The sequence below is a fragment of the Aeromonas sp. 604443 genome, from assembly GCF_049170315.1.
GTDB lineage: Bacteria > Pseudomonadota > Gammaproteobacteria > Enterobacterales > Aeromonadaceae > Aeromonas > Aeromonas veronii_A.
This window is the reverse complement of the sequence record NZ_JAAKMI010000001.1, coordinates 90,630-104,226: the sequence shown is the minus strand read 5'-3', so window position 1 is coordinate 104,226 and position 13,597 is coordinate 90,630. Positions and strand designations below refer to the sequence as shown.

The 13,597-nt window shown below is 59.6% G+C and carries 13 protein-coding genes and 1 other RNA gene; 7 read left to right on the top strand and 7 right to left on the bottom strand.

The features are described 5' to 3' along the window. Positions 1-31: 31 nt before the first annotated feature. The 4 genes from gcvT to G5380_RS00440 all read right to left on the bottom strand — a co-directional run bounded on the left by gcvT (position 32) and on the right by G5380_RS00440 (position 4,921). On the bottom strand, positions 32-1,129 hold the full coding sequence (gene gcvT, locus G5380_RS00455; RefSeq protein ID WP_335830964.1) for a glycine cleavage system aminomethyltransferase GcvT: 1,098 nt from the start codon (positions 1,127-1,129) through the stop codon (positions 32-34). 416 nt (positions 1,130-1,545) lie between these two features. Beyond that, positions 1,546-2,814 carry an FAD-dependent 2-octaprenylphenol hydroxylase gene (locus G5380_RS00450; RefSeq protein ID WP_202004847.1) on the bottom strand — a complete coding sequence of 423 codons (1,269 nt, stop codon included), beginning with the start codon at positions 2,812-2,814 and terminating at the stop codon, positions 1,546-1,548. Positions 2,815-2,950: 136 nt separating this feature from the next. After that, positions 2,951-4,174 (bottom strand): 2-octaprenyl-6-methoxyphenyl hydroxylase, encoded by a 1,224-nt coding sequence (gene ubiH / locus G5380_RS00445; RefSeq protein ID WP_337072063.1) that lies wholly within the window; start codon positions 4,172-4,174, stop codon positions 2,951-2,953. 177 nt (positions 4,175-4,351) lie between these two features. Then, a complete protein-coding gene (locus G5380_RS00440; RefSeq protein WP_005346580.1) occupies positions 4,352-4,921 on the bottom strand; it encodes a UPF0149 family protein in 570 nt (189 codons plus the stop codon). Between the two features lie 173 nt (positions 4,922-5,094). On the opposite strand from G5380_RS00440, the gene zapA reads away from it, so the two are divergent. Both zapA and ssrS read left to right on the top strand, forming a co-directional pair. Continuing rightward, positions 5,095-5,427: a cell division protein ZapA gene (gene zapA, locus G5380_RS00435; RefSeq protein WP_005333910.1), complete on the top strand. Its 333-nt coding sequence runs from the start codon at positions 5,095-5,097 to the stop codon at positions 5,425-5,427. Positions 5,428-5,443: 16 nt separating this feature from the next. Beyond that, a non-coding RNA gene (gene ssrS / locus G5380_RS00430) (6S RNA) lies at positions 5,444-5,625 on the top strand. 198 nt (positions 5,626-5,823) lie between these two features. On the opposite strand, the gene emrD is transcribed toward ssrS, so the two are convergent. The 3 genes from emrD to G5380_RS00415 all read right to left on the bottom strand — a co-directional run bounded on the left by emrD (position 5,824) and on the right by G5380_RS00415 (position 8,569). Next, the gene (gene emrD / locus G5380_RS00425) at positions 5,824-7,020 is read right to left on the bottom strand and encodes a multidrug efflux MFS transporter EmrD (protein WP_005333920.1); all 1,197 of its coding nucleotides are present in this window, start codon (positions 7,018-7,020) and stop codon (positions 5,824-5,826) included. A 262-nt stretch (positions 7,021-7,282) separates the two neighbouring features. Then, entirely contained in the window at positions 7,283-7,945 is a 663-nt protein-coding gene (locus G5380_RS00420; protein WP_323912137.1) for a glutathione S-transferase family protein, read from the bottom strand. A gap of 168 nt (positions 7,946-8,113) precedes the next feature. Further along, the gene (locus G5380_RS00415; protein ID WP_421352186.1) at positions 8,114-8,569 is read right to left on the bottom strand and encodes a hypothetical protein; all 456 of its coding nucleotides are present in this window, start codon (positions 8,567-8,569) and stop codon (positions 8,114-8,116) included. A 199-nt stretch (positions 8,570-8,768) separates the two neighbouring features. On the opposite strand from G5380_RS00415, the gene suhB reads away from it, so the two are divergent. From suhB to G5380_RS00390, 5 genes are all read left to right on the top strand, one after another. Then, positions 8,769-9,572 (top strand): inositol-1-monophosphatase, encoded by an 804-nt coding sequence (gene suhB, locus G5380_RS00410; RefSeq protein ID WP_033137241.1) that lies wholly within the window; start codon positions 8,769-8,771, stop codon positions 9,570-9,572. A gap of 323 nt (positions 9,573-9,895) precedes the next feature. Continuing rightward, complete coding sequence (locus tag G5380_RS00405) at positions 9,896-10,828, top strand: ZIP family metal transporter (RefSeq protein WP_005361496.1); 933 nt, start codon at positions 9,896-9,898, stop codon at positions 10,826-10,828. Between the two features lie 168 nt (positions 10,829-10,996). Further along, positions 10,997-11,689, top strand: coding sequence for a 5'-methylthioadenosine/S-adenosylhomocysteine nucleosidase (gene mtnN / locus G5380_RS00400; RefSeq protein ID WP_005333935.1), 693 nt, complete (start codon positions 10,997-10,999; stop codon positions 11,687-11,689). Then, positions 11,686-12,648 (top strand): cobalamin biosynthesis protein CobD/CbiB, encoded by a 963-nt coding sequence (locus tag G5380_RS00395; RefSeq protein ID WP_421323385.1) that lies wholly within the window; start codon positions 11,686-11,688, stop codon positions 12,646-12,648. Before mtnN ends, G5380_RS00395 begins: the two co-directional genes overlap by 4 nt. Beyond that, positions 12,641-13,486 carry a cobalamin-binding protein gene (locus tag G5380_RS00390; protein WP_421262778.1) on the top strand — a complete coding sequence of 282 codons (846 nt, stop codon included), beginning with the start codon at positions 12,641-12,643 and terminating at the stop codon, positions 13,484-13,486. Before G5380_RS00395 ends, G5380_RS00390 begins: the two co-directional genes overlap by 8 nt. The last annotated feature ends 111 nt before the right edge of the window (positions 13,487-13,597 follow it).

The window sequence follows — 13,597 nt, the reverse complement described above, 5'->3', positions numbered from 1 at the left end:
GGGGGAGGCACAGCCCTCCCCCAAAACGGTATTAAACCAGCTTCTGGCCGTTACGGACGAAAGCGGGCTTGGTGACCTTCACGGTGACCAGCTTCTTGCGGATCTCCACCTCGGCCAGCTCACCGATATCACGGGGCACCCGCGCCAGGGCAATACTGTAGCCCAGGGTGGGCGAGAAGGAGCCGGAGGTGATCACACCTTCTCGCTTCTCACCGTTTGCCGCGGTGAAGGTGACCGGCATACCGGCACGCAGCACCCCTTTCTCTTCCATCACCAGCCCCACCAGCTTGGGCTGGTTGCCCGCCGCTTTCTGTGCTTCCAGCGCAGCGCGGCCGATAAAGTTGCGATCGCTCGGCTCCCAGGCGATGGTCCAGGCCATGTTGGCGGCCAGCGGAGAGACTGACTCGTCCATATCCTGACCATAGAGGTTCATCCCCGCTTCGAGGCGCAGGGTATCGCGGGCACCGAGACCACACGGGGCGACACCGTTATCCAACAGTGCCTGCCACAGCTCGCAGGCTTTCTCTTGCGGCACCACGATTTCATAACCATCCTCGCCGGTGTAGCCGGTGGTAGCGATAAAGAGATCGCCAGCCTGCACGCCGAAGAAGGGTTTCATCCCCACCACGGCGGTACGCTGAGCGGCGCTCAGCACAGCAGCAGCCTTGACCTTGGCGTTGGGGCCCTGCACCGCAATCATCGCCAGCTCAGGACGCTCGGTTACTGTGATATCGAAATCGATGGCGTGATGGCGGATCCAGGCCAGATCCTTCTCGCGGGTAGCGGAGTTGACCACCAGCCGGTAAAACGTATCGCCAAGATAATAGGTGATGAGGTCATCGATAACCCCGCCTTCCGGATTGAGCATGCCGCTGTAGAGGGCCTTGCCGGGGGCAGTGAGTTTGGCCACGTCGTTGGCCAGCAGATGTTGCAGAAAGGCTTTGACCCGTTCGCCGGTCAAATCGACGATGGTCATGTGGGAAACATCGAACATACCGGCATCGCTGCGCACCGCGTGGTGCTCTTCCAGCTGGGAGCCGTAGTTGATGGGCATTTCCCAACCGTGGAAGTCCACCATCTTGGCGCCGGCTTCCAAGTGTTTGGGATGCAGTACAGTAGTCTGGATCATCGCATTCTTTCCTTAGCAAAAAGCCTTTTCGCTTTGGCGACCACCCTTGCGACCCGCGCCACCGCTCTGACTGCACTACGTACAGCAAAAAGCGACCGGATCCAAAAGTGTGTGCTCGCTCCTGCCCTTGCCAGGCAAGAGGGATTCCTTGAACGGAGCGGATTATATGACAAGCAGGCGAGCGTGCCGCTCAAAAAAAACTAATCCCCTCCCGTAAAACTGACTCCAGACACTAAGATAAATGCAGTGATAAAAACAGCCATAAGCCGACTCAGGCGAGATTAAATTTTGATTTTTACCGTTTCGTCACAATTTGCAGAAAAACGTTTCGCTCCAGAGCAAAATTAAAGGCTGACACCCAAAACGGGTCGTCAGCCTTGTCGGATTACTTTTGTTGTCAAAAACGGCGAGTAATATTAGTTTATTTCACCCTTGGCCTGCATGGCACTGCCCTTGGTCGCAGCAACAGCCCAGTCAGGACGGGCCAATGCGGGCAACTCTCCCTCCAGCCCCATGGCGGCGCGGATCACCCCCTCCTTGAAGGGCGTCAGCAGATTGGCCGCGCGCAATCCCACGCCCCGCACCAGCTTCTTGAGCGGGTTGGCCCCGCTGAACAGCCGCTTGAGCCCTTCCATCGCCGCCAGCATGCGAGCCGCCTCGCTCTTGCGCCAGCGCTCGTAGCTGCGCAGGTTGGCGAGCAGGCCGATATCCTCACCCGCGGCATGATTTTGCAAGATCTGCTCCGCCAGCGCGGCAGCATCCAGCAGGCCAAGGTTGACCCCCTGCCCCGCCAGGGGGTGGATGGTGTGGGCGGCATCTCCCACCAGCACCAACCGCTCGCGAGCAAAGTCGCGGGCATAGCGGGCAGTGAGGGGAATGGCGCTGCGCGGCCCCTCCACCTTGCACAGACCGAGCCGGGCATCGAAGGCGGCGGTGAGCTGGCGATTGAACTGCTCGTCATCGCAGGCACAGAGCGCCTCGGCACGGGCCGCAGGCAGCGACCAGACGATGGAGCAGAGGTTCTCCTGCCACAGCGGCAAAAAGGCGAGCGGGCCATCCGGGGTGAAGATCTGGCGTGCCACCGCCTCATGGGGTTCGGCGCAGCGCACCGTCGCCACCAGCGCGTGGTGGCCATAATCCCAGCTGGTAAGCGGGATATCAGCCTGACGGCGCACCCAGGAGTGGGCGCCATCGGCAGCCACCACCAGTTTGGCCGAGATGGCCTGACCATCTTCAAGAAGCAGCAGGGCGCCCGCCGGGCCGCTCTGCAGGCTCTTGGCTCTGGCGGGGGTCAGCAGCTGGATATTGCTGGCACCTTCAATTGCCTCAAGCAGCGCCAGCTGGATCACCCGATTCTCGACGATGTGGCCGAGGTTGGCCTGACGCAGGCTGGCGGCATCGAAGTCGATATGGCCAAAACTGTCCTGCTCCCACACCGCCATCTTGTCGTAGGCCTGCAGGCGGCGCGCTTCAATGCCGTCCCAGGCGCCGACATGGCGCAGGATCTGCTGGCTGGCCAGACTCAGGGCGCTGACCCGGTTATCGGCCACCTCCCCCAGCTGCGGGTCGGGCAGTTGTCCCTCCACCACCAGCACCTTGAGGGCGCTATGTTTCAGGGCCGCAGCGAGCCCCAGCCCCACCATGCCGCCACCGACAATCACCACATCCACATTTTGCATCTGCATCATCTCATCCTTTCAGGGCTGACCGGCTGGCCAGCGAGGGGACGCCCGCAGGCATCACCTCTTTATTCAATAGGTTTTGATCAACGAATGGCGGTCACCATCTTCCGGTCAACAGGTTCCACTCAACAAGTGCTGGCTAGTTGCCGCACACATCAGCGACAAAGCCCAGGGTGCGCGAGGCAAGCGGCGCCTTGAGGCACGGGAATCGCCCCATCAGGGTGAGCGCCAGATTGCGCCCAGCCACCAGCGGATCGTGACCATTGGAGAAGAGCTGGGCCAGCGAAGAGGTAAGCCAGACGGTCTGCTCCTGATCGCGCTGACGCTGCTGCCAGTAGCCACTCAGTACCTTGAAGCTGCCGATATCCTCCCCCTCTGCCAACGCCTTGGCTACGGCGCCGGTAAGCAGGTCGAGATCCCGCATCCCGAGGTTGAAGCCCTGTCCGGCAATCGGGTGCAGGGCGTGGGCGGCATTACCGACCAGCACGGTGCGCTGGGCCAGCGGGTAGTCGCAGGCGGTCAGAATGAGCGGATAGACGTTACGCACGCCGCATCGCTCGAAGCGACCAAGCCGCCAGCCAAAGGCCTGCTGCAGACGGGCAAGAAACGCCGCCTCATCGAGGGCCATCAGCTCATCCACCTCATGCTGCCCGACGCTCCATACCAAAGAGGAGAGCCCCTCCTGCATCGGCAACAGGGCCAGCGGCCCCCCTTCGGTAAAGCGCTCGAAGGCGCGTCCTGCAGGGTCTTGCGCCGTTTTGACCGTGGCGATGATGGCGTGCTGCTCAAAGTCGTGGCGGGTCACCGGCAACTTGAAGTGCTGACGCACAAAGGAGTTGCCGCCGTCTGCCGCCACCAGCAGGCGGGTCTCAATCTGTTCACCGCTCTCAAGGGTGAGGGTCACCTTCTCCTCATCGGGCACAATCTCGCTCACCCGTGCCGGACAACAGACCCGGATATTGGGAGAGGCCGCCATCGCCCGTTGCAGCTCATGACCGGCAGCTGCAAGCTCGATCACCTGGCCCAGCGCGGGCAGGCCGTATTCGGCAGCCGACAGGCGAGCCTGACCGAAGTGGCCCCGATCCGAGACATGAATCTGGGTAATGGGGGCGCAATGGGGGGCAAACAGCGGCCAGAGTCCGCGTCGCAACAGCGCATCGCAGGTACCGGCCGAGAGCGCAATGGCGCGTGCGTCGAACCCTGAATGGGTGTGCTGTTCGGGGACGCTTGCCTCCAGCAGCAGGATCTCGAGGGGGGAGCCATCGGATCGAAGCAGGGCTGCCAGCGAGAGGGCCAGCACGGCGCCGCTCATTCCACCGCCGACCAGGGTGACATCGACCTGTCGCACATCAGATTGAGACATAAGCAGAGAGGAAGAAGTGAAAAAGGTGGCCTCATGCTATCACAAAGCCGCTGGCCGAATGCGAGGTCACCGGCAAAAAACCGGTTGCGCCTCACAGGGTTAGCTACCACAAGGAAATAAAAAAGAGCGCCATCAGGCGCTCTTGCAGATTCAGTTAGGATCGCGTTGACCCGCGCCTCAATGAAGGGTCGGCGGCGCGCTCGGGGTATCGGGACGCTTGCCAAACTCTTCGAAGGCCATCATGACCCCCAGTTTGACGTGTTCGTAGAGCACCAGGAAGGAGGCTTCGTTCTCGTCATCTTCCTGATCGAACTCGGCAGAGACCTGAGTGATGCTGGCGATATCCTGGATCATCTCCTGCAGCTCTTCCGACGCGCGGGAGAGCTCCTGCTGCACCACGCCGAAACCAGCCAGAAACGCCTGTGACCAGTCCACCAGCGAATCGATGCGCTCGTCGAGGGGGGCATCATCACTTGGCAGCAGCAGCTCGACGCCTTTCTGGGCCATCAAGCTCTCGACTACATTGTGATAAAGATCGGTCATCACCTGGCGCACCGGGGCCGGCAGGCCGAAACCGTCGTTCACCAGATCGTTGAAATGGGGCACCCAACTCTTGTCGTCCAGTGCCACACCGCCGCACACCAGACCGCAGATCACACCATGGGCCTCTACTGCGCTGGCCATCAGCTCATGTTGTTCCATGATGTCGGCCACTGCCGCATATTTAAGGGGGTTCGTTTTGCTCATCGAGGATCCGCTCAAAGTTCAGTCAAATTTGCAGAATTAATGGTCAGGATCCTAGCATTCTCCCTCTTGCAGAGCCAGCAAGGCCTTGAAACTTATGCATCTGCGCTATATAGTCCCGCCCAGTTGTCCACGTGGATAAAGGCGGAAATCAGCTCCGCCGTATTGAGGAAGGCATGAGCACAGAGGCCGTAGAAATCGTCATTTTGGGACGTCCCTACAAGGTATCCTGTCCCTTGGGACAGCAGGATGCCCTGCGCCAGGCCGCCGAGCAGCTGACCGACAAGTTGATCGACCTGCGTCAACGCTCCAAAGTCTCCAGCAACGAGCAATTGGCTATCATGGCAGCGCTCAATTTCTGTCATGAGCTCTGCCTTGAAAAAGAGAAGAACCACCAATACTCTGAGACCATGGACAAGCGGATCAAGATGCTGCAGCGCACCATCGAAGCGGCCCTGATCGAGCACGGACAATATGGTGATTCCAGCGAAGAGGGGCAGCAGCCCTAATCGCAAACCGTTTTAAAATTCCCTGGGATGTTTGTCAGCCGGTTCAAGTCCCCGAGCCGATATTCATACCAAACAGGGGATCTGCCTTCTGGCTATTGCGCATGCTCGGCACGACCGAGAAGCCTGCGGTCAGATCCGATCCCCGCCTTGAACCGACGGTTCAAGGGCCCAAACCGGCAACGGCATCTCGGGGTACCAACAGCAAAAGCCCGTCACCAGCGTGACGGGCTTTTTCTTTGCCTGATGATCAACGAACTGTCCCGTCCTGAATATATGGTTTACACCTTTCCCCCCCCAATAAATGGAGAACCCGATGGGACAAGGTGTGAAGCGGACACAGCCATAACGACAAAGCCCGCCAAAAGGCGGGCTTTGTTTTGCAGCAGGCAAGCACGTTTAGATGGCCATCTGCTCGTGGGGGGAGCCGTGGTGGCGCAACCAGACAAAGCTCAGCGCCACGATCAGCACCATCAGGGTCATGATGGCCCCCAGGGTCACCTGTCCAGTCATCGGGAAACCGGCGGCCAGCAGAGTCACCACGCCCGCCCCCAGATTCTGCATCCCGCCGAGAATGGCCCCCGCGGTGCCGGCCTGACCCGGGAAGGGCTCGATGGCGCAGGAGGTGGCGGTCGGGTAGAGAATACCGCTACCGATGAAGTAGACAGCCGCACCACCAACCAGCGAGGCAGCACTCACCACCCCGAACAGCCCCGGCACCAGAATGATGAGGGAGCCTAGCGCCAGAAAGGCGATCCCCAGACGCATCAGCTTGCCCTGAGTCAAACGGAAGCTCAGCTTGGCAGAGAGCCAGGCCCCGAACAGATAGCCGGGCAGCGGCAGCACGAACAGCACGCTCACGGTACGAGCGCTCAGTTTCAGCACATCGCCCAGCAGCACACCGGCCGCAGCTTCAAATACCGCGAGTCCCGCAAAGGTCGCCATCAGGCAGAGCAAGTTGCCCTGAAACTTGGGGTTGCCCAGTACATGGCGATAGGCAGCACCGACGCGCAGTGGCTGACGGGCAGCAGCAGGCAGAGTCTCACCAAACCAGGCCATGATCGCCAGAGTGGCTACGGCACCAAAACCAAACAGGAACCAGTAACCGGCACGCCAGTTGAACAGCTCGGTCAGCCAGCCACCCAGCACCGGTGCCAGCAGCGGGGAGAAGATCACACCCATGCTCACCAGACTATTGGCGCGGTTGAGCTCGGCGCCATTGTAGCGATCGCGCATCACGGTACGGCTCATGGCGCCACCGGCACCGGTACCTAGCCCCTGAATAAAGCTACCCACCAGCAGGGCGGCAAAATGGGGGATGACCTGAATGATCAGGGTGCCCACCAGAAACACCATCATGCCGACGATCAGCACCGGACGACGACCGATGCGATCCGACAGCGGCCCGTAGACAAACTGGGAGAGGCCATAGGGGATCAGGTAACAGGCCATCACCGCCTGTAACTGGCCCGAGGCCACATTGAAGTCCCCAGCCATCATGGGAATGGAGGGAACATAAAGGGTCTGGGTCATCTGGCCCACAGCGACCATCAGAATGGTCAGTAAAAACAACGGATAAAAACTGTGCCGATCCATATCAGTCCCAAAAAATCGAAAAAATGCTGCCGCCCCTCTGGCACAAAATGGCCCAGAGGAATCTGATCACAGAGGCTGTGATGCAATCAAAAACAGTGTTGGAAACAGTAGGCGGGGAGCCCGCCAAGCCACCGCACAGGACGCTTGGTGGTATGGGGGCATCATAGTGATTCAGCTCACAAAAAACGAACGAATCTTTATAATCGGCTTGCCTTAGTTTTTCTAATATTACGGGGCGACACGCCCCGTCAGTAGTTAAAAATCAACGTGTTACCATCTGCTGCGCCTGCTTGATCAGCTCATCCGGCTGCTCCTTGCGTGGCGGTATGGTGATCCCCTTCTGGCAGGCAGGTTTCTCTGCCATGCGTTCCAGCCAGGCTTGCAAATGGGGCAATCCCTCGATGGAGATGCCGCTCCAGTCATAAATACGCACCCAGGGCCAGGTGGCAATGTCGGCGATGCTGTACTCGTCCGCCAGATATTCATGATGGGCCAGATGGCTGTCGAGCACCTCGAACAGGCGGCGCCCCTCCTTCTGGTAGCGTTCGATAGCGGCGGGGATCTTCTCGGGGAAGTAGCGGTAGAAGACATTGGCCTGCCCCATCATGGGTCCAACCCCGCCCATCTGGAACATCAACCACTGAATGGCCTGAGAGCGGCGCTTGGGATCGGCCGGCAACAATTTGCCCGCCTTCTCCGCCAGATAGATAAGGATGGCGCCCGACTCGAATACGGCGAAATCGTCGTTATCCCGATCGACGATAGCCGGAATACGGCCATTTGGGTTGATGGCGAGAAACTCGGGCTTCTTCTGATCCAATGCAGACAAATCGAGAGGAATGACCCGATAGGGCAAACCCAGCTCTTCGAGGGCAATCGCCACTTTGAAACCATTGGGGGTCGCGGCGGTGTAAAAGTCGATCATGATTCACTCCTTGTTGGTCATAGCCAGATTGCACGGTTGGAACAGGGTGCAACACCATAGCCGCCTCATCTTGCAACAAGTGACCGGCTCCAGACCATTAAAAAGCGGCGCACCGTAGGCCACACAAGGCCACAGTGCGCCGCTGGTGCGCTCTGGCAATGGTAAATATTAGTTGATCATGGCGACCGGCTTGCGCTGGCGCAGCATGATCAGGCGGGAAAGCAGCGGGAAGTAGGACTCCAGCTTGCGCAACAGCACTCGGCTACACGAGGGGTCTGCCAGCTCTGACTCCTCCAGCACGATGCCGTTGGAGACAAAGTAGAAACGGGGGTCGCGCACATCGGGGCCGCAGATGGTGAGATCCTTGTCCCCCTTGCGGATCAACAGCGGCAGTACCGGCAATCCGATGGCATCGTCTTCGCCACGGATAAACCCGGCATCCTGCCAGGGGGTATCGCCATCGATCAGCAGGATCGCCGCTTCAGCCTTGGTCGGTTGCCACTCGGTCAGTGGCGTCACGCTGATGTGGGCAAAATGGTCACCATACTCGGGTGATGACCGCAAAATGGCCAGCAGACCTTCACTGGCGCCAGACACGTTTTGACTCACTAATGACAAATTCATGGCTCATATCCCTATGCTCATGACAGCCTGTATCCGGCTGCCGGGATAAGACTAGCGCAGATCTGGTCTATATTGGAGCCGTCAGATCTGGCAGTCACAATCAATTGGTCGTAGGGTGATAACAGTTGCCATCGCACAAAATACTGGTACTATACCGCGTCCTTTTGTCCCCCGTTCTTTAACATCCAGTGGTGAACCTATGCATCCGATGCTGAATATCGCCGTGCGCGCTGCGCGCAACGCCGGTCAAGTTGTAGTAAAAGCCTTCTCCCAGCCCGAGAATATTGAGGCTATCCAAAAAGGCAGCAATGACTTCGTGACCAACGTTGACCGTGAAGCTGAAGCGGCCATCATTCACACCATCAAAAAATCTTACCCGGAGCACAGCATTGTTGCTGAAGAGTCTGGTGAGATTGCCGGTACCAATCCGGACTACCAATGGATCATTGACCCGCTGGATGGCACGACCAACCTTGTCAAAGGCATTCCGCACTTTGCCGTATCCATCGCCCTGCGTGTGAAAGGCAAAACAGAACAAGCCGTTGTTTACGATCCGATCCGTGACGAACTGTTTACTGCTACCCGTGGTAGCGGCGCCCAGCTGAACGGCTACCGTATCCGTGTCGGCAAAGCCAAAGAGCTGGCTGGCACCGTACTGGCCACCGGTTTCCCCTACAAGCAGAAGCACCACATCGAGCCGTACCTGAAGATGTTCCAGAGCATGTTCATCGAGTGTGCTGACATCCGTCGCTCCGGCTCTGCTGCACTGGATCTGGCCTACGTGGCTGCCGGTCGCGTCGACGGTTTCTGGGAAATTGGCCTGAAACCCTGGGACACCGCTGCTGGTGAACTGCTGGCCAAAGAAGCTGGCGCCATCGTCACCGACTTCGTCGGTGGTCATAACTACGAAAACTCAGGCAATATCGTGGTTGCCAACCCGCGTGTGTTGAAAGAGATGCTCGGCAAAATCCGTGAAGAGCTGCCGGAGTCCCTGGCCAAATAAGCCAGCTCCCCAGCATTCACCAAGACAAAAAAACCGGCGCAAGCCGGTTTTTTTGTCTCTGTTATCCGAACACCAAGGCAGGCATCTACAGCTGATTTAAAAGAGTTAGCGATGCATCCCCACTTGCCACTCAACATCCACCTCAGTCATTTGCAGACCCCCTCTTGCCCCCGCCTTTGGCTTCCGATAAGAGTTCCCATGTGGTTGCTTGGATAAACTATTTCCAGATTTTCAGATAGTGGCAATCGCCTTGCAGGCATGGACAAGGGGCGGCCAAGTGGATGTAATGCCATTATCCGCTTTGCTCACCTTGAGGCCATGCCATGGACCATCTCTCTGCCCTTCCCCCGTTATCCTGGTCGCAGCAACTGCGCAGCCAGATGCAAAGCCGGCCACTCACTGCTCTCGGTCTCTTTATCGCGCTGGCTGCCGTCTTGTTGCTGCTGTTGCAGAGTCTCATCATGCTCGCTACCGGCGAGGTGACCAGCGGCGTGCGCTACGGCCTGATCGGTGGTGCCGCCGGGTTTGCCGCCACCGCCATTGGCGCCCTGCCCGCTCTGTTTCTGCGCTCGGTACCACAAAAGGTAGAGGACACCATGCTGGGCTTTGCCGCCGGCATGATGCTGGCGGCCAGTGCCTTCTCCCTGCTGCTGCCGGGGCTGGAGGCCGCCGAGGGGATCACCGGCAACGGCTTTAGCGCCGCCGCTGTGGTGGTGGTCGGCATGACCCTCGGGGTGCTGTTGATGCTGGGACTGGATCAGTTCACCCCGCACGAACATGACAAAACCGGCCCCTGCGGCCCCGGCCACGAGAGCTGCTCCCGGGTCTGGCTGTTCGTCTTTGCCATCGCCCTGCACAACCTGCCGGAGGGGATGGCCATCGGGGTCAGCTTCTCGCAGGGGGATATGTCGGTGGGGCTGCCGCTCACCACCGCCATCGCACTGCAGGATATTCCCGAAGGACTGGCGGTAGCGCTGGCCATGTGCGCCGCCGGTTTTCGCCCCTCGGTGGCGGTGCTGGTTGCCATCGCCAGCGGCCTGCTCGAACCGGTTGGCGCCCTGCTCGGAGTGGGGCTCTCCAGCGGCCTTGCCATCGCCTACCCCATCGGACTTGGGCTCGCCGCCGGCGCCATGTTGTTTGTGGTCTCGCACGAGGTGATCCCGGAGACCCACCGCAACGGTCACCAGACCTATGCCACCCTCGGTCTGATGGCAGGCTTTGCCCTGATGATGACCCTCGATACCGCGCTCGGCTAAAGGCCCTCGCCCCTCCTCATCAATGCTTTTTGTCACCTGCGGCGCTCCCATATGGAGCGCCGCGCTTCATCTCTCCTTTCGCTTGTGCCTCTCGGCGCCGACGCCATCTTTTGTTATGATCTACAGCAACTTAAATTCAGCCACACGGCTATCAAGACGAGGTCAGCAATGAAAGTAGGTATTATCGGCGCCATGGAGCAAGAAGTTGCCCTGCTGCGCAGCCAGATGAGCAACCCCACCACCCTGCAACTGGGCGGCTGCGAGTTCTATCAAGGGATGCTGGCAGGCAAAGAGGTGATCCTGACCCGCTCCGGTATCGGTAAGGTCGCCGCCAGCGTGGCCACCAGCCTGCTGCTGGAAAAATTCGCCCCCGACTGCGTCATCAATACCGGCTCTGCGGGCGGCTTTGCCCAGGACCTGCACATCGGTGATGTGGTGATCGCCAGCGAGATGCGTTTCCACGATGTAGATGTAACCGCCTTTGGTTACGAGATGGGCCAGATGGCGCAGCAACCTGCCGCCTTCCCCTGCGACGAGAAGCTCATCGCGGTCGCTCAGGATTGCATCGCCGAGCAGGGCAAGCACCAGACCAAGGTCGGCCTTATCTGTACCGGCGATCAGTTCATGTGCAAACCGGACGCCATCGCCAAGGCTCGCGCCGACTTCCCGCAGATGCTGGCGGTCGAGATGGAAGGTGCCGCCATCGGTCAGGTGTGCCACATGTTCAACGTGCCCTATCTGGTGGTGCGCGCCATGTCCGATATCGCTGGCAAGGAACAGGTTGAATCCTTCGATGCCTTCATCGAAGTGGCCGGCAAGCACTCCGCCGAAGTGATTATCAAGATGCTCGGCAAACTGTGAGCGAGACCGGCTCGCTTGATTTGATGGCCGACGCCCTCCTCTCGACGACGGCGGCCATTCTGGTGGGGGCAGCCCTGCTGGAGGCGGTGATCCCGTGGCCATCCCATCTGCGTCTTTCGGCCGTCACGCCCCTGCTGACCCGGCTGGGGCACAAGGTACACAGACCCGATGGTTCACCCGGCCAGCAAATGCAGGCCGGCCTGCTAGCAATGCTGGTAGTCTGGCTCCCCTGCGCAGCCGGGCTCTGGTCGCTTCGCAATCTGGCCCTGAGCGAGCCGGTCTTCGACCTGCTGTTCCTGCTGCTGATGCTCGAATCCCGCCCACTACGCGAACTCGCCCATGCCACCCGCTCGCTCGCCACCCAGGAGACCCTGCCGCTGGCGAGATTGCAGTCTGCCCCCTGGCTCAAGCGGGAGACCGGTAAACTCTCGACCATGGGGCTCGCCAAAGCAGTGACGGAGAGCTGCGCCCTGCGCCTGGTGGGCCAATGGGCTGGCCCGCTGCTGGGATTTGCCCTGGCTGGCGTACAGGGCGCCCTGCTCTGGCGGCTGGTGCAGCTGATGAACCTGAGCTGGAGTCGCAAAGATCCCGCCTTCGACCATTTTGGTCGCGCCGCCAGCACCCTCTATCAGGGGCTCAATGCCCCCGTCATTTTGTTGCTGGGGCTGCCACTGCTGGCAAGCCGTCTCAAGCAGGCAGCGCAGTTGCTGCGAAGTGGCGCGCTCTGGCCCTATCCCGCCATGGGGATGCTGCTCACCCTGCTGGTAGACAAGTGCCGGATCCGCCTTGGTGGCCCTCGCTACTATCAGGGGGCTCTCCAGCGCTGGCCAGTCATCGGCACAGGTGCTGAGCCAGATAGCGAGACTCCGCGCAAGGTGCTCAACATTCTGCAAGGATGCGGCTGGGGCTGGTTGATACTGGCGCTGGTTGTCACGATAGCGGGGTTATTTCATGGATAGATGGCTGCGATTGCCGACTTGGCTGCCCTGCGCGCTGCTGGCCTGGTTGCCCGGCGTACTGTTTGCCGCGACTCCGAGCCGGGTGGTGAGCGTGGTACCCCATCTTACCGAACTGCTTTACGACATCGGTGCCGGTGACAAACTGGTGGCCGTTGATGATGCCTCAGACTATCCCGCCGAAGTGAAAACCAAGCCCAAGGTGGCCAATTATCGCAGCATCAATGTCGAGGCCCTGCTGGCACAAAAGCCGGACTTGATCCTCGGCTGGCGCTCGGCCCAGTCACGAATGCTGGCACCGCTGGAACAACTGGGGATCCCGATTTTCTACTCAGAGCCCACCGATTTTGCCTCGCTGGCCACCGAGATGCGGGCCCTGGGCAAATTGCTGGGTGTGGAAAAGAGTGCCAACGAGGCCGCCGATCGCTATCTGGCGCGCCTGCATGAGCTGCAACAGCGTTATGGACAATCAACCGGCGTCAAGGTGTTCTACCAGCTCTGGTACCCACCGCTCACCAGCGTCAGTGGCAATGCCTGGCCGGCTCAGGCCATCGAACTCTGCGGCGGGGTCAACGTCATGGCAAATGCCAAGACCCCCTACCCTCAAGTGGACATGGAACAGGTGATCAAAGCGAACCCCACGCTGATCCTGGCGGGGAGTCAAGATCCTGACGCCCTGAATCACTGGCAAAAGTGGCCCAATCTCGATGCGGTGCAGCACCAGCGACTCGATTTGATCAACTCGGATGAACTACACCGCTTCACCCCGAGAGCCCTCAATGGGGTTGAAGAGGTTTGCCAGGCTATTCAGCTAAGCACGCAGAGCTCCAGCACATCTTGATAAAGCTCTACTGATGCGAGCCAATCCGAGGTGGTCTGGGTGCGCCCAAATCTTTGAAACTGTTTTTGTGAATGGATCACACTCTTTGCCAAAAAAGCTGGTACTTTATTT

Coding starts and splice junctions, on each gene's coding strand:
- gcvT (WP_335830964.1), bottom strand. CDS start 1,129: ATGATCCAGACTACTGTACTGCATCCCAAACACTTGGAAGCCGGCGCC.
- G5380_RS00450 (WP_202004847.1), bottom strand. CDS start 2,814: ATGCAGATGCAAAATGTGGATGTGGTGATTGTCGGTGGCGGCATGGTG.
- ubiH (WP_337072063.1), bottom strand. CDS start 4,174: ATGTCTCAATCTGATGTGCGACAGGTCGATGTCACCCTGGTCGGCGGT.
- G5380_RS00440 (WP_005346580.1), bottom strand. CDS start 4,921: ATGAGCAAAACGAACCCCCTTAAATATGCGGCAGTGGCCGACATCATG.
- zapA (WP_005333910.1), top strand. CDS start 5,095: ATGAGCACAGAGGCCGTAGAAATCGTCATTTTGGGACGTCCCTACAAG.
- emrD (WP_005333920.1), bottom strand. CDS start 7,020: ATGGATCGGCACAGTTTTTATCCGTTGTTTTTACTGACCATTCTGATG.
- G5380_RS00420 (WP_323912137.1), bottom strand. CDS start 7,945: ATGATCGACTTTTACACCGCCGCGACCCCCAATGGTTTCAAAGTGGCG.
- G5380_RS00415 (WP_421352186.1), bottom strand. CDS start 8,569: ATGAATTTGTCATTAGTGAGTCAAAACGTGTCTGGCGCCAGTGAAGGT.
- suhB (WP_033137241.1), top strand. CDS start 8,769: ATGCATCCGATGCTGAATATCGCCGTGCGCGCTGCGCGCAACGCCGGT.
- G5380_RS00405 (WP_005361496.1), top strand. CDS start 9,896: ATGGACCATCTCTCTGCCCTTCCCCCGTTATCCTGGTCGCAGCAACTG.
- mtnN (WP_005333935.1), top strand. CDS start 10,997: ATGAAAGTAGGTATTATCGGCGCCATGGAGCAAGAAGTTGCCCTGCTG.
- G5380_RS00390 (WP_421262778.1), top strand. CDS start 12,641: ATGGATAGATGGCTGCGATTGCCGACTTGGCTGCCCTGCGCGCTGCTG.